Genomic DNA, 20,427 nt, shown 5'->3' with positions numbered 1-20,427 from the left:
GCTCGTCCTACAAAACATGGCAGCGATTTTTACTCCATTGCTTGTAAGGCTTTAGCATGGCTATCAGTGTTTTCGATCTATTCAAAGTGGGCATCGGCCCATCCAGCTCTCATACCGTCGGCCCCATGCGGGCGGCGGCGACCTTTGCCCAAGCCCTGACCGACCAACAGTTACTCAGTGATACACGCCGTGTCGAAGTGCGCTTATACGGTTCGCTGTCCGCCACCGGCGTCGGCCACGCCACCGACCGCGCCTGCGTGATGGGCCTGATGGGCGAATGGCCGGACCAGGTCGACCCCACCTCAATCAACCCGCGTATCCAGCAACTGCGTGAGAGCGGTCGCCTGCTGCTCGCAGGCAAGCAGGAAATTGCCTTCAACTGGCACACCGACCTCCTGCTGCTGGAGGAAAGCCTGCCCTACCACCCCAATGCCATGTCCCTGCATGCCTATGGCGAAAACGGCCTGCTGAGCGAGCAGACGTACTACTCAGTGGGCGGCGGTTTCATCATCGAAGCAGCTGAAGCGGCATCAGGCATTGCGCCGACCAGCGACGTGGAATTGCCCTACGATTTTTCCAGCGCCGTTGAGCTGCTGGCCCTGTGCAACAAGCACGGTCTGCGCGTTTCGGAACTGATGATGGCCAACGAACGCGCATGGCGCAGCGACGACCAGATCCGTAGCGGCCTGCTGCATATCTGGTCGGTAATGCGCGAATGCGTCGAGCAAGGCCTGCGCGATGAAGGCATCTTGCCTGGCGGCCTGGATGTGCCGCGCCGCGCCGCGAAACTGCACCGCAGCCTGTTGGAAATCGGCAAACCGAATGTCATCACCTCGACCTTATCGGCGATGGAATGGGTCAACCTGTTCGCCCTCGCCGTCAACGAAGAGAACGCCGCCGGCGGGCGCATGGTCACCGCACCCACCAACGGCGCAGCGGGGATCATCCCGGCGGTGCTGCATTACTACATGAAGTTCAACGCCGACGCGTCCGACGATGATGTAGTGAGTTTCTTCCTGGCCGCCGCCGCCGTCGGCATCCTCTGTAAGAAAAACGCCTCGATCTCCGGTGCCGAAGTCGGCTGCCAAGGCGAAGTCGGCTCGGCTTGCGCGATGGCCGCCGCTGGCCTGGCCGATATCCTCGGCGCCACGCCCGAACAACTGGAAAACGCCGCCGAAATCGGCCTGGAACACAACCTTGGCCTGACTTGCGACCCGGTGGGCGGCCTGGTGCAGGTGCCGTGCATCGAGCGCAACGCCATCGCGGCGGTCAAGGCAATCAACGCCACGCAAATGGCCCTGCGCGGTGACGGCAAACATTTCATTTCCCTCGACCGGGTGATTCGCACCATGCGCGATACCGGCGCCGATATGCATGACAAATACAAAGAAACTTCACGGGGCGGCCTGGCCGTGAGCTGGGTGGAGTGCTGAGGAGCATTCCCTGACCGTCCCAACGTGAGCCCGCGCAAAAATAATAACGAGGCAATAACGATGACCGATGTACGTACACCTGCTGCCGAAAATCCTGTTGAAGTAGAAAACCCCGTAACCACCGGCTGGACCAAACACGACACCACCTGGATGCTCGGCCTCTACGGCACCGCCATCGGCGCCGGCACCTTGTTCCTGCCGATCAACGCCGGCGTCGGCGGCTTCTGGCCGCTGATCGTGCTGGCGCTGCTGGCCTTCCCGATGACCTTCTTCGCCCACCGTGGGCTGACGCGCTTTGTGCTGTCAGGCAAAACCGGCGATATCACTGAAGTGGTCGAAGAACACTTCGGCGTGGGCGCAGGCAAGCTGATCACGCTGCTGTATTTTTTCGCGATCTTCCCGATCCTGCTGGTGTACAGCGTGGCGCTGACCAACACCCTCGGCAGTTTTATGGAACACCAGTTGCACATGGCCCCGCCGCCCCGGGCGATCCTGTCGTTGGTGCTGATCCTCGGTCTGATGGCCATTGTGCGCTGCGGCCAGGGCGTGATCGTCAAGGCCATGAGCATGCTGGTATACCCGTTTGTCGCCGCGCTGCTGTTGCTGGCGTTGAGCCTGATCCCCAACTGGAACGGCGCCTTCTTCGCCTCCGCCAGCGAGGGCATGCCGCTGCCGATATTCTTCAAGACCCTGTGGCTGGCGATCCCGGTGATGGTGTTCTCGTTCAACCATTCGCCGATCATCTCCGCGTTCGCTGTTGACCAGAAACGTGTGTACGGGCCGCTTGCCGAGCGCAAAAGCAGCGGCATCCTGGCCACCGCCCACGGCATGATGGTGCTGACCGTGATGTTCTTTTGCTTCAGCTGCGTACTGGCTCTTTCGCCCGCTGACCTGGCAGCCGCCAAGGCGCAGAACATTTCGATCCTGTCGTACCTGGCCAACCACTTTCAGACCCCGGTGATCGCCTACGCCGCCCCGCTGATCGCGCTGGTGGCGATTACCAAGTCCTTCCTGGGGCACTACATCGGTGCCAGCGAAGGTTTCCAGGGCCTGATCGTCAAATCCCTGCGCGGGCGCAACCGCTCTATGTCGGCCAAATGGCTGGAGCGCAGCACCGCGCTGTTCATGATCCTCACCTGCTGGGCCGTGGCCACGTTCAACCCGAGCATCCTGGGCATGATCGAAACCATGGGCGGGCCGATCATCGCGTGCCTGCTGTTTCTGATGCCGATGTACGCGATCCGTCGAGTGCCATCTTTGCGCCAGTATTCGGGCCAGGTGTCGAACGTGTTTGTGGTGGTGATCGGGCTGATTGCGCTGTCTGCGATCGTTTTCTCGGTAGTGCCCTGAAATAGCTCACCAGCCCAAGCACACCCCGGAACAAATGTGGGAGGGGGCTTGCCCCCGATGGCGGTGTATCAGCTGAACATTCATTGGCTGATACACCGCTATCGGGGGCAAGCCCCCTCCCACATTGGATAGTCACTGCCAGAGGGATGGCTGTACGGCACGGCCCTTGCTGTACAGCCCTTGAGGCAAACGGAATTTGTAAAACCTCAACGACGTAGTGGCCGATGGTCAGGAGATGCGAACTAATCCCGATACCGGTCGTCAATGACTGCATGTTCTTATCAGGCGGTAACGCACCATGGACAATCCTTTTCAGATCATCACTGACACGTTCACCCCCAAGTATCGGGTCAACCTGAGCATCCAGCGGCTGGACGGCAGCATCATGCTCACCCTCTCGAATGAGGATGGCGTGGTGGCCAAACGCATGATCAGCGCCGAACAACGCAACGACCCGCAACGCCTGAAACGCCTGGTGCAAAGCATCCAGTTCGGCATTGCCATCGAGCAGGGCCACAGCGCCATGGAGATCCTGGCGGTGATGACGGACGGCGACAGCCACAAGTTACTGCAACAACCGCCTGCCCGCCCCCTGCCCTTCAGCGTCGGGCTTTAAAGCTCGCCCTTCTCGGTTTCCAGGCTCGCCTCGCCCTTGCGACGCGGGCCTTCGACCTTCACCGACGGGAACGCCGACGACGCGTAGCGCACCACCAGAATCGCAAATGCTAACAGCAGAATCCCACCGCACAGGTAGATGATTCCCACGTCTGGCGGGTTATGGTGCGACACGTTAGAGATCAACAACCGCGTCAGCGCGGTGATCGCCACGTAGATCAGGAAACGCACCGGCATGTGGTTGGTCTTGAAATAAATCCCGACCATGGCGCCCAATTCCAGGTAGATGAACAGCAGCAAGATGTCGTCAATCTTGATGTGCCCGTTCTCGAGCATCCCCAGAAACTCCATCACCGCAGCCCACGCGGTCACCGCACCAATGGCGAACAGCGCCAGGTAGTGAAACGACTCGACAAACAGATTGCCCAGGGACTCGGCCAGTCCGTGGACTTGCTGACGCAGCCTTTCGGCCCAGTTGATTTTCATGCGGGTATTTCCTTAGGTCGACTCGACCGGATAATGCGGGTTGGACGTGACGGTTGTTCTGCATGCAGAAAAAAGGCCAGGGGCTAGGGAGTGAGATGGTGGCCGCGTGACATGAGGCACAGATTGGCTGTTGTGGCGAGCGAGCTTGCTCGCGTTGGGGTGCGAAGCGCGCCCAAAACCTGCCACCGTGATTTATCTGGAAGAACACCTTTGCCTGAATGGGGCTGCTACGCAGCCCAACGCGGGCAAGCCCGCTCGCCACAAGTATGCTCACCCGCCGAGATAAATTTGCGTTGTGGCAAACCCCTATTTCCCGGCTACATTAAAAAACTGCTACCCAAACCCGATGGTTTGGCTTACTCTTTTTGCTGTATATAAATACAGTAGTCGCAAAAGACAACTATCGTGAAGGCATGTGAGGTGGTGAATGGCCGTCGAAGTGGTATACCGCAGCAGCCGAGATCTGGAGCGTTTGTTCATGGATAAAGCCGAAGCTGACCGTCATGACAAGATGCTTGAACTCGCTGAGTTGCTGGCAGAAGTGTTGCAAAAAGCCGTGCCGTCCCTGAGCGAGCAGCAGGTGGAAGAAGCCGGGATCTACATGGCGAAGAACCGCGATGTATTTGCCAAGGCGTTCAAGAGCCAGCCGGACGCATTGTCCGAGTTGCTCAACGCAGCGGCGGAATAAAGCCCGAATTGAACAGGCCCTGAATCATTGGTTCAGGGCCTTTTTAATGCCTGGATTATTTGTACAGCAGGCGCTCGGCCAGCTCGTCTGCCACCCGTGCCGGGGAGCGTTTTTCGGCTTGGGCGTGGGCGAAGATTTCGGTGAGGCGCGTGCCGATGTTCGCCAGGTGGGCGGTGATGGTCGGCAGTTCCGCGCCGGCGTGCTTGAGGGCGACGTAGATCAGGCCGCCGGAGTTGATCACGTAGTCCGGCGCGTAGAGGATCCCGCGCCCTTCCAGCTGATCGGCCACTTGCAGGTTGGTCAATTGCGCGCTGGCAGACCCGGCGACGGCGGCGCAGCGCAGTTGGCCGACGCTCTGGCGATTGAATACCGAGCCGACCCCGCACGGCGCGAGGATGTCGCAGGGGGTGCTGAGCAGCGCGTCGTTGGCGATGGGGTGTGCGCCGAGTTGTTCCATGGCCAACTGCACCTTGCCGTGATCGATGTCGCTCACCAGCAGCTCGGCACCGGCCGCGTGCAATTGCTCCGCCAAGGCGTAGCCGACGTTGCCCAGGCCCTGCACGGCCACACGCAACCCTTCGAGATTGTCACTGCCCAGTCGCGCCATCGCGGTGGTGCGGATACCGGCGAACACGCCCATGGCAGCGTGGGGCGAAGGGTCGCCGGCGGCGCTGGTGCTGGTGACGAAACGGGTGTGCTGGGCGATGCAGTCCATGTCCGCCACCGAGGTGCCGCTGTCGATGGCGGTGATGTAGCGGCCATCGAGTTGCTCGATGCAGCGGCCAAAGGCTTCAAACAGCGCCGCGCGGTTTTCCACATGGGCGGGGCGCAAGATCACCGCCGTGCCACCACCGACCGGTAACCCCGCCAATGCGGCCTTGTAACTCATGCCTTGGGCCAGGCGCGCGGCATCGGCCACGGCACTTTCGTCGTCGGGGTATGAGAGGTAGCGACAGCCGCCCAAGGCGGGGCCCAGGCGGCTGTTATGGATGGCTATGACCGCCTTCAACCCCGTCACCGGGTCGATGCTCAGGTGCAGCGATTCAAGGCGGGTGCTGTGCATGAGAGCAAACATCGTCGAGCTCCCGAATCACTTCTTGTAGTCGCCAAGTATAGGCGTGCGGCAAGAAACTGCTGGAGCACGCTGGAATAAGCCGCATGATTTTGCGGGCTCTGCGACATAAGTAACGGGGATATTTCTTCTGCCACTGGACGAAAATTCCCAGCAAGGCTAAAACGGGGCATACGCCGGAGAATGCAATGAACCCCCGCAAAGCCTTTTTCGCCTGCCTGCAACGTTCACCCCCAGCGCTGTTTGAAGCCGCGCTGTGGATTGCCGCCGAGCACGACCCGGCGGTGCAGCCACTGCTGATCCTGCAGGAGCTGACGGCGCTGCAGCACCAGGTGGGCCTGGGCATGCCCATGCTACCGGCAGATGAACTGGGCCAACCGTTGCTGCGGTGCATGAACGACCTGGGCTTTGCTCAGGATGACTTCACCCCCCTGCGCCCCGCCGCGGCCCTGCTGGACAAGGTCCTGCAACGCAAACGCGGGCAACCTCTGGCATTGGGCCTAGTGGCCATGGAACTGGCGCGACGCCTGAATATCCCCATGGTCGGGGTCAATTTTCCGGGCCACTTCCTGCTGCGGGTGCCCGGTGCCGATCACCTGCTGGACCCCTGCGGCGGTCGACGCCTGTACCCCAATGACTGCCGCGAACTGCTGCAACGCCAATACGGCCCCAACCTCAAGTTGCAGGCCGACCACCTGCATAACGCCGAACCGCGTGCGATCCTGCAAAGGCTGTCGCGCAACCTGCGCCAGCTGCATTTGGCCAATGACAACCCGTTGGCCGCCCTGGTCGACGCCGAACGCGTGCTGGAACTGGGCAATGCGAATGCCGCCGACTACCTCGCCCGCGCCAGCCTGTACCAGCGCCTGGATTGCCCGAACGCCGAGCGCTTCGACCTCGAACATGCGCTGCTGCTCAGCGAAGACCCGATCCAACGCCTGCGCCTGACCGAGCGACTGGGGCACCTGCCACCCAATTCAGTGGTGCACTGAAGCATCGCCCCCTATGACGAGCGGGGTTATTGTGGCAAGCGGACTTGTTGTGGCAAGCGGGCTTGTTGTGGCGAGCGGGCTTGCCCGCGTTGGAGTGCGCAGCGCTCCCAACCCAAGCACCTCGGTCTACCAGACACACCGCGTCGGCAGGCTTAGGGGCCGCTTCGCATCCCAACGCGGGCAAGCCCGCTCGCCACAAAAGGCTCATTCAGTGCAGTGGGTGCTTGGGGTCCACCGCAACCGGCGCACGCACCTGGATAATCAACAACGCCGCCATCACCGCCGGGATCGCGCAAAAGAAGAAAATCTGCTGCACCGGGATATGCATCGCCAGCAGCATGCTGCCAAACAGCGGCCCGAGGATTGAGCCGAACCGCCCGACACCCAACGCCCAGCCCGTGCCCGTAGCCCGCACATGCGCCGGGTAGAAGTTGCTGGCGAATGCGTTGAGGGTCAACTGCCCACCGATGATGCAGAACCCGGCGGCGAACACACAGGCCACCAGATAACGAGGGTTATCGTGATTCAAGCCCAGCAGAATGGTGCACACCGCGGCGGCCGCCAATACGCCGCAGAGCAGCCGAACCTTGCTCTTCAAACGGTCGGCAAACCACGCCATGCCGATGGCGCCCAGGGTGCCGGCAAACAGGAACATCGAGGTCACAAGGTTGGCTTCCTTGAGCGCCAGGCCGCTTTCCAGCAACAGCGAGGGCAACCAACTGATCATGAAATACAGCAGGATCAGGCTGACAAAAAAGGTCGCCCAGATCAGCACGGTCGGGCGCGCGTAGCCGTTGCGGAACAATTCGACAACCGTGAGCTGGCTGCCTGGCGCCTGGCGGTTTTCTGCGTCGCTTGCCGACGGCGGTTGCCAGTCGGGCAGCATGCGCGCCGTGACCTTACGCAGCCGCACATAGGGCGGTGCATCGCGCAGCAGGCGCGGCAGGGACTCCGGCAACAACCATACGAGGAAAGGAAACAGCAGCAACGGCGTTACACCGCCAGCCAGAAACACCGCCTGCCAACCGTAGCCGTCGATAAAACCGGCCGCCACAAAGCCACCCGCTGCGCCGCCGAACGAGAAGCCGCACGCGGCCAGGGTCACCATCAAGGTGCGCATGCGTGGTGGGGAATACTCCGACATCAACGCCATTGCGCTGGGCATCGCGCCGCCCATGCCAATGCCGCAGATAAACCGCGCGACCATCAGGCTGCTCAGCGAATGGGCGAATACCATCAACACCGTCAGGCTGGCATAGATCAGCACACAGCCGAGCAGGATGCGCCGCACGCCGAATCGATCCGCCAGGGGCGTCACCAGCAGCGAGCCCAGCGTGAGGCCGAGCAGGTTGGCGCTGAACACCGGGCCGAACGCCGCCTTTTCCAGGCCCCAGTCCTTGGCCAGGGCCGGCACCACGTAGCCCAACACCTGGGCGTCGTAGCCATCGGTCACCAGCAGCAGCGCCAGTAACAAGAGAATCAACCACTGATAGCGCGACACCGGACGGGCGTCGAGTGCCGCACGAAAGCTGGCGATCTGAGTGTGCATCGCAAGGTACCTGTATTGTTTTTATATTTTTTACACGCTGGAGATCGGCGCAAACCTTGTGAGTCAGGGTGTTAATGGGGTATCCGGTTGATTGGCCGGATGCGCCTGCACAAACGCCGGGTGCTGCGCCGCCAACGCCGCCACCCGCCCAATGCGCGGGAACGCTACGAGCGGCACCTTGAACCGCTCAGCCGCATACAGCTGCGGAATCAGAAAGGTATCCGCCAGCCCCGGCTGCTCGCCAAAGCAGAAGCCCGTATCGCCGATCAACTGCTCCACCGCGCCCAGCCCTTGGCTGATCCAATGCCCGATCCATTCCAGCAGCTGCGCCTCGTCGTGCCCCCATTGGCGCAGCAGATGTTGCGTACTGGAGTTGTGCAGCGGGTGAATATCGCAGCCGATGATCGACGCCACCGCACGCTCATGGGCGCGGGTCGCCAGGTCTTGGCTGAGCAGCGGCGCCTGTGGATAACGTTCGTCCAGGTATTCGATGATCGCTGGCGACTGAATCAACAGCTCGCCGTCGTCGGTGCGCAAGGCCGGCACGCGGCCTTGGGGGTTGATCGCCAGGTATTCCGGCTGGCGATTGGCGCCGCCCGCCGGCACCAGCAGATTGACCGGCACTGCCGTGAAGTCCAGGCCCTTGAGCGCCAGCGCGATGCGCACCCGGTACGACGAGGTGGAACGGTAGTAGGTATAGAGTTCCATCACCCTGCCCTCTTAGCGCGCCGCAATCACGGTGCCACGGCACTCGCCAAAGCCGATGGAGGCAAAACCCTCACGGCTGCAGCGAGCGCGCAGGATGATTTCGTCGCCGTCCTCAAGGAACTTGCGCACTTCGCCAGACGGTAACTCGATGGGCTTTTTGCCGCCCTCGGTCATCTCCAACAGGCTACCGAACTGCCCGGTTTCAGGCCCCGACAACGTGCCCGAACCAAACAGATCACCGGCCTGCAACTGGCAACCGTTGACGCTGTGATGCGCCACCAATTGCGCGACGGTCCAGTACATATGCAGGCTGTTGCTCAGGGCCAGGCGATGGGGCGGCAGATTCTGGTCGCGCATGGCGGCGGTGGTCAGCAGCACTTCGAGCTCGATATCCAGTGCACCGGCGGCCTGGTCACGTTGATCGAGCAGGTACGGCAGCGGTTGCGGGTCGCCTTGAGGACGTGGCGGTTGAGCCTTGCGGAAGGGTTCCAGGGCTTCGGCCGTGACCACCCAGGGTGAGATGCTGGTGATGAAACTCTTCGACAGGAACGGCCCCAGCGGCTGATATTCCCAGGCCTGGATATCCCGCGCCGACCAGTCGTTGAGCAAGCAGAAACCGGCGATATGCTCGGCCGCATCGCCAATCGCAATCGAGTCGCCCATGGCGTTGCCTTGGCCGATCCAGATGCCCAGCTCCAGCTCGTAGTCCAGGCGCGCGCAGGGGCCGAAACTTGGTTCTGTCTGGCCCGCCGGCAGGGTCTGGCCTTTGGGGCGGCGCACGTCGGTACCCGAGGGGCGAATGGTCGAGGCGCGGCCGTGATAGCCGATCGGCACGTACTTGTAGTTCGGCAGCAAGGGGTTGTCGGGACGGAACAGCTTGCCGACGTTTTGCGCGTGTTCGATGCCCACGTAGAAGTCGGTGTAGTCATTGATCCTGGCCGGCACATGCATCTGGCAATCGGCGGCGCGGTGCAACACCTGGGCCTCACGGGCCTGCAGCGGGCTGCCTTCACCGAGCAGCTCCAGCAGGCGTTCACGCAGGGCCACGCGCGGGCCACGGCCCAGTTCGAAGAAGGCATTCAACTGGCCGCCAGCGGTGGCCTCGACAGCACGGCGTGCCTCGCCGTCAAACGCATCCAAGGCGGCGTGCAGGTCGAGGATGCAGTCACCAATCGCCACGCCACTGCGCGGGGCCGAGCCGTTGATGCTGAACACCCCCAACGGCAGGTTCTGCAGCGGGAAATCCGCGTGACCGTTGGCGGAGGCCACCCAGCTACGGGTAGAAGTTGGCTGCGTCATGGGTTATCTCCGGTTCGGGTTGAAGGTGGCGGGCAGCGAGGCCCAGCACGCGTCGTAAGAGGGTTGCAGTTGCGGGCAGTCCAGGGCGAACCGGGTCGGGCGCAGCACTTGGCTGGTCTCGAACATGAAGGCCATGGTGTTTTCGATCTTGTGCGGCGCCAGCTCCACGTTGATGGCCTTGGTGCAGGTTTCACCATCGGGGCCGTGGGCGCTCATGCAGCTGTGCAACGACGCGCCACCGGGCAGGAAGCCCTCGGCCTTGGCGTCGTAGGCGCCCTGGATCAGACCCATGTATTCGTTCATCAGGTTGCGGTGGAACCACGGCGGCCGGAAGGTGTTCTCGGCCACCATCCAGCGCGGTGGGAAGATCACGAAGTCGAGGTTGGCCAGGCCGTGCACGCTGGTGGGCGAGGTCAATACGGTGAAAATCGACGGGTCCGGGTGATCGAAACTCACCGTGCCGATGGTGTTGAAGCGGCGCAGGTCGTATTTGTACGGCACGTTGTTGCCATGCCAGGCCACGACGTTCAGCGGCGAATGGTCCAGCTCGCAGGCCCACAGTTCACCGAGGAACTTCTGCACCAGGGTGGTCGGTTGCTTGAGGTCTTCGTAGTGCGCCACCGGGGTGAGGAAGTCACGCGGGTTCGCCAGGCCATTGCTGCCAATCGGCCCCAGGTCCGGCAGGCGCAGCGGCGCGCCATGGTTTTCCGCAACGTAACCGCGTGCTTGCGCATCCAGCAGTTCGACGCGGAATTTGAGGCCGCGCGGCAGCACAACGATCTCCAGCGGCTCGACCTCCAGCACGCCCAACTCAGTGGCGATGCGCAGGCGGCCCTGCTCGGGGACGATCAGCAGTTCGCCGTCGGCGTTGAAAAACACGCGTTCCATGGAGCAGTTGGCGCGGTAGTTGTAGATGCTGATGCCTGAGGGCTTTTCCGACCCCGAATTGGCGACCATTCCTACGAGCCCGTCGATAAAGTCGGTCGGCTCGCTGGGGATATCCAGCGGGTTCCAGCGCAGCCGATTCGGCGTCACCGCGCCCAACGGCCCACCGGCCAGTTGCCGTTCCAGCTTGACGAACGCGGGATGATTGGCCGACGGCTGAATGCGATACAGCCAGGTGCGGCGGGCCTCACTGCGGGCCATGGTGAACGCGGTGCCGGAGAACAGTTCGGTGTACAGCCCATAGGGCGCTTTTTGCGGGGCGTTCTGGCCGACGGGCAGTGCGCCGGGCAAGGCTTCGCTGGCGAATTCATTGCCGAAACCCGACAGGTATTCGAGGTTCATGGATCATCCTCTGAGCGGAAGTTGTTTTTATCGTAATCCAGTTACGCATAACGTAATTTGATCACTATCGACCGTCAAGCTATAAAGACGCCCATTCATCTCTCGGATTCCCGCCCCTCCATGGAAAAGCCCCGCGACACCGGTAAACAGAAAGTCCGCTCGGCCGAAGTGGGCACCGATATCCTCAAGGCCCTGGCCGAACTGTCGCCCGCCACCTCGCTGTCGCGCCTGGCCGAGCACGTGCAGATGCCCGCGAGCAAGGTGCATCGCTACCTGCAGGCGCTGATCGCCTCGGGGTTTGCCGAACAGAACACCGCCACCAACCATTACGGCCTGGGCCGCGAGGCGCTGCGTGTGGGGTTGGCTGCACTGGGCAGCATGGACGTGCTGAAAGTCGGCGCCCTGCCCCTGGCGGAACTGCGCGATGAGCTGAATGAAACGTGCTTCCTGGCGGTCTGGGGCAACCAGGGCGCGACGGTGGTGCAGATCGAACCGGCGGTGCGCGCGGTGACGGTAGTGACGCAGTTGGGCTCGGTGCTGCCGTTGCTCAGTTCATCTACCGGGCTGGTGTTCAGCGCGTTTCTGCCAGCGCGGGAAACCGTTGAACTGCGCGAGCGTGAGATCCAGGCCGGTATCGCCCATGCCCTGGCAGATGACCAGGCGTACGCCAGCGCCTGCCAGCAGATCCGCCAGCGCGGCCTGCACTTTGTGCATGGGCTGCTGATGCCGGGGGTGGATGCGTTGTCGGCGCCGGTGTTCAACGCGGTCGGGCAAGTGGCGGCAGTGATGACCGTGGTGGGGCCGACCTCGCTGTTCCACGCCGACGAAGATGGCCCGGCGGCCCAGCGTTTGCTGGCAGCAACCCGGGCCGTGAGCTGGCGCATGGGCTATCAGCCCTGAGCTAGTCGCGCCATTGGCTCAGGGCCAACGCCACGCGGTTCTCCAGCGCGCGAATAGGCGCGGCGTCGCTGACGTAGTTGTTGCTGATCATCGAGAACACCAGGCGCCGGCCCTCGGCATCGGTGATGTAACCGCTCAATGACGACACGCCGGACATGGAGCCGGTCTTGGCGTGCAGGTTGTTCTCAGCGGCGCTGCCACGCAGGCGATAGCGCAGGCTGCCGCCGGTCATGCGGTCGGCATTCCCGGCAATCGGCAAGGCCGCGTACCAGGCCTCGAACCAAGGCTGTTTGGACACGGCCAGCAGCAGGTCGGTGAGGTTTTGCGACGACACCAGGTTGCGCCGCGACAAGCCGGAGCCGTCCACCTGGCTCAACGTCGCCGGGTCCAGCCCCTGGCGTCGCATAAAGCCCGCCACTGCCGCCACGCCTGCCGCTGCCGTGCCGGCATTCGCCGTCTTGCGGCCCATGGCCTTGAGCAAGGCTTCGGACATATTGTTGTTCGAGAGCTTGAGCAGTGGCGTGATCAATTCCTGCAACGGCGCCGATTGGTGCTCTGCCACCAGCGTCGCCGACGCGGGGCTTGCGGCGCCGATCACCCGCCGCCCCAGCACCTGGATGCCCTGTTGCGCCAGCGCCTGTTCAAATAGATTGGCCACCAGTTGCGTCGGCTCCCACACACTCACCCACTGCCGGCTTTGCTTGCCCGGCGCCAGTGAGCCGGTGAGTTGCAGCAGGTTGGTGCCGTGCTGGCGGGTGATGCCATAGCTATTTCCAGGGCCGCTGACGGCTCGGTTGCTCAATTGCACGTAGTCGGTGGGTGGGCTCACCGCCACGCTCACCGGCTGCCCAGGCGCCACGGGAGCCTTGGCGGTGACGATCACAGTGCCTGCATCAAAATCGGAATTGGGTGACACCGTCAGCGCCGAAATCTGCGCGCCGTAGTAGGTGCTTTCGTCGTCCTGTGCCCAGTCCACACCGAGTCGCTCGGCGTCGAACCAGGTGTCGTCGAACACCAGGCCCCCCTGCACCTGACGCACGCCCTGGCTGGCCAACTGGGCGGCCAATGCCTGGTAATCGGCGAACTGCGTGGTCGGGTCACCGAGGCCGCGCAGGTACAGGTTACCGCTGAGGCGCTCGCCCTGGCGGGTGCCGCTAGTCAACAGTTGAGTAGAAAAGCGGTACTGCGGCCCCAGCACCTCCATCGCCGCAGCGGTGGTGAGCAGCTTGAGATTGGAAGCCGGGATCAGTCGTGTGCGCGGGTTGTGCTGATAAAGGGTGCTGCCGCTGCGGGCGTCGCGCACCATCACCGAGACGGTGGCGCCATTGAAGGCCGGGTCGGCCAGCAGGTGATCCAGGGTCGCCGGGGTGGGGGTCGACGAAACACTCGCGCATCCCCCCAGCAAAAAGCTCCAGCACAGCAGGTGTAACCATCGTCCAAAGTGCATCAGCATCGTGATCCGCAAAGCCATCAAAGCTGGTAACGCTAACAGCTCGCTCTAATTGTGGCGAGCGGGCTTATTGTGGCAGGCGCGCTTATTGTGGCAGGCAGGCCTATTGTGGCAAGCAGGCTTGTTGTGGCGAGCGGGCTTGTTGTGGCGAGCAGGCCTATTGTGGCAGGCAGGCTTATTGTGGCGAGCGGGCTCGCCCGCGTTGGAGTGCGCAGCGCTCCCAACCCACGCACCTCGGTCCACCAGACAGCCCGCGTCGCCAGGTTTGGGGGCCGCTTCGCTGCCCAACGCGGGCAAGCCCGCTCGCCACGGGAGGAGTGCGGTGCGTGTTAGAACTCCAGGGTGCTCGACACCGACACTTGCCGCGCATCGCCGATGGAGACAAACAAGCGGCTGGCCGCGGAGGTGTAGTAGGTACGGTCGAACAGGTTCTTTACGTTGACCTGGAACTTGACCTTCTGCCCCTCGATCTTGGTGTTGTAGGTGGCGAACGCGTCCGCCACGGTGTAGCCCGGCAGCGTGAAGTCATCGGCGGCATCGCCGGCGCGTGCACCGACGTACCGAGCACCGGTGCCTACGCGCAACTGGTCGCCGCCGAAAATGCTGCCGAAATCGTAGGCCACCGCCAGCGAGCCGGTGTGCTTGGCCACGTTCTGCAGGCGGTTGCCTTGCAGCGTCGGGTCGTTGTCCTTGATGTTTTGGGCGTCGGTGAAGGCGTAGCTGCCAATCAGGCTCCATTGGTCAGTCAACTGGCCAGTGGCGTCCAGCTCCAGGCCACGGGAACGCACCTGGCCGGCGATGCTGTAGACCGTTTCCAGGCCGGAACCGACCGACACCAGCACGTTGCGCTTGTCGATGTTGAACAGCGCCGCGCTGGCCGTGATGCGACCTGGGATGTCCAGCTTGGCGCCCAGCTCCCAGGACTTCGATTCCTCCGGCGTCAGGTCGCCAGTCAGCGTGCTTTTATCGGCCAGGGCCGCGATGGTGGAGTTGGGTTTGAACGACTCGGTGTAGCTGCCGTAGAACGACAACTCATCGGTGTAGCGGTACACCAGGCCCGCACGCGGTACCCAGGCTTGGCCATTGCCGTCGGTGTTGGCTTTGAACGGCACGCCCTTGCCGGCGTACTGGTCATACATCTGGTAGCGCGCGCCAGCCACGAAGATCCACTGGTCGGTCAGGTGAATGGCGTCCTGGAAGAACAGCGAGTCGCTTCGCAACAGGTCGGTCTGGGCGCTGTCGGTGGCACTCACGGTGGAGCCGGCGACTTCGTTGCCGTACACCGGGTCGTTGTAGTTGAAGCTGCCGCGCGAAGCCTGGCGAATCAGGTCGGCGCGGTAGATCTTGCGGTATTCGTCATCCAGGCCAAACACCAGGTCGTGCTGCATGCCCAGCACGTTGACCTTGCCTTCCAGGCTGGCGGTGGTAAAGCGGTCGGTGGTGATCGCGCCCTGGGTGCCGTCCATCTTGCGGGTCAGGGTGCCGTTGTCATTCACCGCGCTGACGCGTACTTGGCTGGCATCGTAGGTTTCACGGTTCCAGCTGTAGCCGAAATGGGCTTTCCAGTCGTCGTTCAAATCATGGTCGGCTTCAAAGCGGTACAGGTCCGAGCGCCCTTCCATGTTGTTGAATGGCTCATCCAGGCGCCGGGTGGCGGGGATATCCAGCGGGTGGTTGGTCTTGTCGATCGCGGTGCCGCGGTCGAACGGCGAAAGAAACTCGCGGTGCTCGTACGCGAACAGCAGCTTGGTGGTGTCGCCATACCAGGCCAGGGACGGCGCCACCAACGACTCGCGGTGGGTGCCAAAGTTGCGCCAGTAATCTTCGTCTTCGTGGTCGACGATCAGGCGATAGGCCAGGCCCGAATCACCGATAGGGCCGGTGGTGTCGAGGTTGCCGCCGCTGCCGTTTTTGCCGTCGCCAAAGGTGGAGCCGCGCACGGTCAGGGAGGTGGCCTGGGTCAGTTGCGGCTTCTTGCTGACGATATTGACCACGCCGCCCGGGTCCTGGATGCCGTACAACAGCGACGAAGGACCCTTGAGCACTTCGACCCGTTCAGCCGTGGCGTTCAGGGCACGGCCCTGCACCACCGGCATGCCGTCGCGCATGATCGAGCCGTTACGGTTGTCGCCAAAACCACGCAGCATCACCGCGTCCTGGGTGCTGGCCAAGGTGTTGGCCTGGGTGATGCCGCTGATATTGCCCAAGGCGTCATCCAGGTTGCGTGGGGTCTGGTCGCGCAGTACCTGGGCCGGGACCACGTTGACGGTTTGCGGAGTTTCGAGCAGCAGGCCGTGGGAGCGCATGACCGAACTGGTGGGCGGTGGCTGGTAACTGGTGCTGTCCTGGGACGGGGACAGGCCATCGCCGCTGATGGTGGTTGCACCCAGGTTGACCGCGCCTTCGGTGGGCACGGGTTCCAGGGCCAGGGTGCGGGCGTCGATCTGGCGGAAGGTGAAGCCGGAGCTGCCCAGCAGGCGCTGCAGGGCCTGGGTCGCGCTCATCTGGCCGCTGACCGCCGGGGCACTGAGGCCGTAGGGCGCTTCATCGGTGTAGATCACGCTGATGCCAGTGACCCGGCTGAAATCGCTCAAGGCCTGGGGCAGCGGTTTGGCTGCCAGGGCAAAGTTGAACTGGGCGCTTTGCTGCTCCTGCGCCTGTGCCACGCAGAGGGGCAGCAACGCCAGCCCCGACACTGCCAGTACCGAGGCTCCCAGCCACTGTTTAACCAAACCGCCCGCCGTCGACTTCATGCTGTGAGAACCCGTGTAGAAAACGCTGTTAATGCGAATAGATCGCAGTTTCAAGCACTACACGGATGGGCCGACGATTTACCTCACCTTTGTTCGCAAATATTTTTATTTATTGCGCCTGAATGCGAAAACCCATGCGCGGGAAATGCACGTGCACGGTGCCAGCGCGCTCGTCGGTATGCCGCAGGATCAGCTCCTCGCGCCCGGCAAACAGCAACTCACCGACCACCGGGTCGGTGCCGTAGTCCGTCGCCGAAATGCTCACCTGCTGGCCGGGCTTGAAGCCGTTCAAGTCCTCGAACAGCTCATCCGGCAACGCGGCAGGCGCGGAGTTGCGCGCCACCTCCAGGGCTTGCTCCGCGCTCATCTGGGTGGCGGTGCCATGGCCGAAACTCAGCACGCGGTCCAGCCAGGCGGCGACCGCCGGATAGCTGTCCACCCACGGCGCCGTCACCGACGACCCCTTGAGGAACCACAGCGGATGCGCCAACGCAAAGTCGGCAATCGACGGCTCGCCGAACAGGAAGTCGCCCGCCTGGTGCTGCAATTGCTGATCGATGCGGCTGACGATCGCCGGCCACTGGTGTTTGGCCTGGTCCAATTGCACGCGAGCCGCGGTGCCACCGCTGAACAGTTTGCTGCGGTCGGCCACCAGCACCTGGAGCATTTCCGGCGGCACCTTGGCGAATTTGACCGCCAGGGATTCAGGCTGGAACACCAGCGCCACAGCATGGGAAAACACCACCGAATCCGCCCAGGCGGCAAACCCTTGGATGACCAGCTCCAGGCCTTGGGGAAACAGCGCTGGGCCGGCTTTTTCCTGCTCCAGGCGGCGGGCGATCAAGGCCGTGTCGCAGTAGATATCGGCGCCCACTTGCAGCACCGGGGTCTTGCGATAGCCGCCGGTGAGGGCGGTCAGGTCCGGCTTGGGCATCACCGGCGGGATATGCACCGAGCGCCAGGACAAGCCCTTGAAGCCCAACAGCAAGCGGGCTTTTTCAGCAAATGGGGACTGCGGGTAGTGGTGAAGAATCAACTCAGACATGCCAGGCTCCGCTCGATAGGTAAGCCGCTAGATTAGCCTGCAACACGCCCTTTGGGATCGATGGGAACCCATCAGTCAAATCAATGAGCCACTGGCGGCCAGGCATTCCTTGGCGCTTTTCTTCAGTTTTTTGATCAGGCGCTCCTGGCGCAGCGCCTCGCCTTTACTCGCGCATTGCTCGGTGTACACCAGCGCCACCGCCGGGCTGGACAGGAAAAACCGCGCGCCCTTGCCACTCTGATGGGAGGCAAAGCGGCGCACCGGGTCATTGCTGATCCCGCAATACAGCGCGCCATTGGCGGCGCGTACCAGGTAGACGAACCAGGGTTTGGGTTCAGCGGGATCAGTCACGGGCACATTCAATACACCAGAGGGACGCCAAGCTTATCAACGACTGGCCTGGAATGCCTTCAAGCCTTTGCGCGCCTGGGCGCGTACGGCGTTTTTCAGGGCCGGCGACCAGCCCAGCAACAGGCCCTTGAGGCCCAGGGCCTGACGCGACCAGCGCCACAAGTCGAAGTGGTCGTGGTGCTCGCAGATCTTGCCGTCGCGAAACACAAAGCGCGCGCCGATATCGTTGACCACGGTGTTGCCAGTCGCGCTGAACAGGTAGGTGGCCACCCAATGCGCGCTGCCAGTAGTGCCGTCGCTGCGCACATGGTCGAACGTCAGGGAAAAATCCTTGGCGCGAGTGGTCAGCATGCGCCACATATCACCCGCGTCGCGCCCGCGCAGCTCACCGAACGCCGGGTCGCTGAACAACACATCCTCGGTGTAGCAGGCGCTCATCGCCTCGGCATCCAGGCGCTGGAAGGCGCTGTAGAACTCGGTGATCAGGGCGTTATGGGCATCGCTCATGGGCTTTTTCCGCAAAGGGTTGGGAGACCGGATACGATAATCCTCAGCGCGCCGCAAGACTATCGGCATTAATGACAGGAATAGCTAAGGCACCATCCCGCAGCTACGCGCATAGGCGAACAGGTCCACATCGGTGGAGATACAGAGCCGGCTCATGGCCGTGCTTTTTTGCTTGCTGATGGTGGAAATGCTGCGATTGACCTGGGCCGCAATCTCGCTCACGGTCATGCCGCTGGCGAGCATGCGCACCACTTCGCGCTCACGGCTCGACAACTGCGGCTGGGCTGATTGATCGCTGGTCCCGGCTTCGACCATCTGCGCACGCAACCCCTCGCTGACAAACGTCTTGCCCTGGCTGACTGCCCTGATAGCCAACGGCAGCTCCTTGGCCGAGGCGCTCTTGGCGACAATCGCCCGGGCGCCCAAGGCGAAGGAGGCGCGCAACGTGGCGATATTGGCGAACATCGTCACCAGGATCACCGGCAGGTCGGGATACTGGCGCCGCAGCAACCCCAACAACACGTAGCCATCGGCCTGCTGCCCACCCGGCATGGTGAAGTCGGTCACCAGGATATCGCAGGGCGTATGGCCCATCACGTTGAGCAATTCATCAGGCCCATCGGCCTCCCCCACCACCTTGCACTTGCCGCCCGCCTCGATCACCACCCGCTGGCCAATACGCACAATGGGGTGATCGTCAGCAATAATTACGCGAAGCATAGGAAACCACGAATGATGGCAAATTGATTAAGAAAAATAGCGCCGTCCCTCGCAGCCAACAACCAGCCAAACACGCCCGAAATTCACTGAGCCCCGTGTTTTTAAGTGCTTGAATTTGAGCCTACAAAATAAAAAGAAATGACTTACATACCGAAGCTACAGACAGATGGAAAAACACCTACAAAACCACCCCGCACGTCATAAATCCGTCAAATATCGCAGGTAGACAATCACCTCCTGTTCGAACTGTTGCAGCGCCCGTTGATGCGCCACGATGCCCTCCCCACGCACACCTTCGATCAAGTGCCCCCAGCGTGGGTCGGGCTCAGTGCCGGCGAGGAAGGCCAGGCTGCCCAGCAAACGATGCAGACATTCGATGGCGGCTTGTCGGTCCAACGTGCGACAGGCCAGCAGCAGGCCTGCGTAGTCCACGTTGGCCTCATGCACGAGGCTGTGCAACAGTCGGTTCACCACCTGTTCATCACCAAAGGTTTCGATCAGTTCGATACGGGTTGGCCAGCGGGGCTGCGCCACCGTCACGCGGGTATCCGCGGCGCAGCCTGCAGGCCCAGGCAACCAGTGCTCGAGGACTTCGCGCAGGCGTTGGGCCGACAAGGGCTTGAGCAGCCAGGCGTCCATGCCAGCCGCCAGGCCACGCTGCAAATCCTCGGGCGTGAGGTGGGCAGTCAGGGCAATGATCGGCACGCGCGGGCCCCCGTCGACGTGCTCGCGCAGGCGAATCTGCCGCGCCATGGCGTAGCCATCCATCACCGGCATCCGGCAGTCGCTGATCACCAGGTCAAAATGCCTGCGCGCACTGGCTGCCACAGCCTTCTGCCCGTCGCTGACAACCTCGTGGAAGATCCCGAACTTTTGCAGGAACCATCCCATCAGCGCGCCGTAGGTAACGTGGTCTTCGGCGACCAGCACGCTCAGGTTGCACCAATGCGCAGGAGGGCTGCCCCAGGGTGATGTTTGAGCAGGACCCCTTGGCCTCATGGCCACCTCGATATCGATATAGACGATGAAGGTCCTTTCGGAGGCCAGTTTCAGCACACTCAAATAAAGAACACATTATCGGCACTAGATATCCATAGGCATGGCTGTATAGCGATACAACAACTACGAAAACACAAATTTTCCTACACCGGAAAACCCTAATTCCGACACCTACGGAATGTCGTATTAGTTGTATTTCCCCTCCCCTGCACCGGCGCTAAAT

General features: G+C 62.4%; 19 protein-coding genes. 6 read left to right on the top strand and 13 right to left on the bottom strand.

The annotated features are described in order from the left end of the window. Positions 1-56: 56 nt before the first annotated feature. The 3 genes from GIW02_RS14195 (at position 57) to GIW02_RS14185 (ending at position 3,399) form a co-directional block, all read left to right on the top strand. Complete coding sequence (locus GIW02_RS14195) at positions 57-1,433, top strand: L-serine ammonia-lyase (protein WP_236411726.1); 1,377 nt, start codon at positions 57-59, stop codon at positions 1,431-1,433. A 60-nt stretch (positions 1,434-1,493) separates the two neighbouring features. Next, complete coding sequence (locus tag GIW02_RS14190; protein ID WP_236411725.1) at positions 1,494-2,783, top strand: serine/threonine transporter; 1,290 nt, start codon at positions 1,494-1,496, stop codon at positions 2,781-2,783. A gap of 298 nt (positions 2,784-3,081) precedes the next feature. Then, on the top strand, positions 3,082-3,399 hold the full coding sequence (locus GIW02_RS14185) for a DUF3509 domain-containing protein (protein WP_236411724.1): 318 nt from the start codon (positions 3,082-3,084) through the stop codon (positions 3,397-3,399). Here the strand turns inward: GIW02_RS14185 and GIW02_RS14180 are convergent. Continuing rightward, a complete protein-coding gene (locus GIW02_RS14180; protein WP_016978246.1) occupies positions 3,396-3,884 on the bottom strand; it encodes a phosphate-starvation-inducible protein PsiE in 489 nt (162 codons plus the stop codon). The two genes, GIW02_RS14185 and GIW02_RS14180, sit on opposite strands and share 4 nt — an antisense overlap. 427 nt (positions 3,885-4,311) lie before the next feature. On the opposite strand from GIW02_RS14180, the gene GIW02_RS14175 reads away from it, so the two are divergent. Beyond that, on the top strand, positions 4,312-4,572 hold the full coding sequence (locus GIW02_RS14175) for a YebG family protein (protein ID WP_003171979.1): 261 nt from the start codon (positions 4,312-4,314) through the stop codon (positions 4,570-4,572). A 55-nt stretch (positions 4,573-4,627) separates the two neighbouring features. Here GIW02_RS14175 and GIW02_RS14170 read toward each other — a convergent pair whose 3' ends face one another. Beyond that, a complete protein-coding gene (locus GIW02_RS14170; protein WP_236411723.1) occupies positions 4,628-5,647 on the bottom strand; it encodes a Glu/Leu/Phe/Val dehydrogenase dimerization domain-containing protein in 1,020 nt (339 codons plus the stop codon). Positions 5,648-5,832: 185 nt separating this feature from the next. On the opposite strand from GIW02_RS14170, the gene GIW02_RS14165 reads away from it, so the two are divergent. Next, the gene (locus GIW02_RS14165; protein WP_236411722.1) at positions 5,833-6,636 is read left to right on the top strand and encodes a transglutaminase family protein; all 804 of its coding nucleotides are present in this window, start codon (positions 5,833-5,835) and stop codon (positions 6,634-6,636) included. Positions 6,637-6,844: 208 nt separating this feature from the next. On the opposite strand, the gene GIW02_RS14160 is transcribed toward GIW02_RS14165, so the two are convergent. From GIW02_RS14160 to hmgA, 4 genes are all read right to left on the bottom strand, one after another. Next, on the bottom strand, positions 6,845-8,185 hold the full coding sequence (locus tag GIW02_RS14160) for an MFS transporter (RefSeq protein WP_236418942.1): 1,341 nt from the start codon (positions 8,183-8,185) through the stop codon (positions 6,845-6,847). A gap of 63 nt (positions 8,186-8,248) precedes the next feature. Beyond that, positions 8,249-8,893 carry a maleylacetoacetate isomerase gene (gene maiA, locus GIW02_RS14155; RefSeq protein WP_236418940.1) on the bottom strand — a complete coding sequence of 215 codons (645 nt, stop codon included), beginning with the start codon at positions 8,891-8,893 and terminating at the stop codon, positions 8,249-8,251. Positions 8,894-8,905: 12 nt separating this feature from the next. After that, the gene (gene fahA, locus GIW02_RS14150; protein WP_236418938.1) at positions 8,906-10,192 is read right to left on the bottom strand and encodes a fumarylacetoacetase; all 1,287 of its coding nucleotides are present in this window, start codon (positions 10,190-10,192) and stop codon (positions 8,906-8,908) included. 3 nt (positions 10,193-10,195) lie between these two features. After that, the gene (hmgA, locus tag GIW02_RS14145) at positions 10,196-11,479 is read right to left on the bottom strand and encodes a homogentisate 1,2-dioxygenase (protein ID WP_236418936.1); all 1,284 of its coding nucleotides are present in this window, start codon (positions 11,477-11,479) and stop codon (positions 10,196-10,198) included. A 120-nt stretch (positions 11,480-11,599) separates the two neighbouring features. Here hmgA and GIW02_RS14140 point away from each other — a divergent pair, with 120 nt between their 5' ends. Then, entirely contained in the window at positions 11,600-12,379 is a 780-nt protein-coding gene (locus tag GIW02_RS14140; RefSeq protein WP_236418935.1) for an IclR family transcriptional regulator, read from the top strand. Between the two features lies 1 nt (position 12,380). Here the strand turns inward: GIW02_RS14140 and dacB are convergent, their stop codons facing one another. The 7 genes from dacB to GIW02_RS14105 form a co-directional block, all read right to left on the bottom strand. Continuing rightward, positions 12,381-13,826, bottom strand: coding sequence for a D-alanyl-D-alanine carboxypeptidase/D-alanyl-D-alanine endopeptidase (gene dacB, locus GIW02_RS14135; RefSeq protein WP_236418934.1), 1,446 nt, complete (start codon positions 13,824-13,826; stop codon positions 12,381-12,383). Positions 13,827-14,158: 332 nt separating this feature from the next. Beyond that, positions 14,159-16,582 carry a TonB-dependent receptor gene (locus GIW02_RS14130; RefSeq protein WP_236421902.1) on the bottom strand — a complete coding sequence of 808 codons (2,424 nt, stop codon included), beginning with the start codon at positions 16,580-16,582 and terminating at the stop codon, positions 14,159-14,161. 109 nt (positions 16,583-16,691) lie between these two features. After that, positions 16,692-17,627 carry a glutathione S-transferase family protein gene (locus GIW02_RS14125; protein WP_236419381.1) on the bottom strand — a complete coding sequence of 312 codons (936 nt, stop codon included), beginning with the start codon at positions 17,625-17,627 and terminating at the stop codon, positions 16,692-16,694. 75 nt (positions 17,628-17,702) lie between these two features. Beyond that, a complete protein-coding gene (locus GIW02_RS14120; RefSeq protein ID WP_078823354.1) occupies positions 17,703-17,978 on the bottom strand; it encodes a GIY-YIG nuclease family protein in 276 nt (91 codons plus the stop codon). Positions 17,979-18,014: 36 nt separating this feature from the next. Beyond that, a complete protein-coding gene (locus GIW02_RS14115; protein WP_236419380.1) occupies positions 18,015-18,485 on the bottom strand; it encodes a nuclear transport factor 2 family protein in 471 nt (156 codons plus the stop codon). An 84-nt stretch (positions 18,486-18,569) separates the two neighbouring features. Then, positions 18,570-19,205 (bottom strand): response regulator transcription factor, encoded by a 636-nt coding sequence (locus tag GIW02_RS14110; RefSeq protein WP_236419379.1) that lies wholly within the window; start codon positions 19,203-19,205, stop codon positions 18,570-18,572. Positions 19,206-19,403: 198 nt separating this feature from the next. Next, the gene (locus tag GIW02_RS14105; protein WP_236419378.1) at positions 19,404-20,135 is read right to left on the bottom strand and encodes a response regulator; all 732 of its coding nucleotides are present in this window, start codon (positions 20,133-20,135) and stop codon (positions 19,404-19,406) included. Positions 20,136-20,427: the final 292 nt, after the last annotated feature.

The sequence above is a fragment of the Pseudomonas syringae genome (genome assembly GCF_021606685.1).
GTDB lineage: Bacteria > Pseudomonadota > Gammaproteobacteria > Pseudomonadales > Pseudomonadaceae > Aquipseudomonas > Aquipseudomonas syringae_R.
Note: the sequence above shows the minus strand (reverse complement) of the source record. Positions and strands in the feature narration are given on the sequence as shown.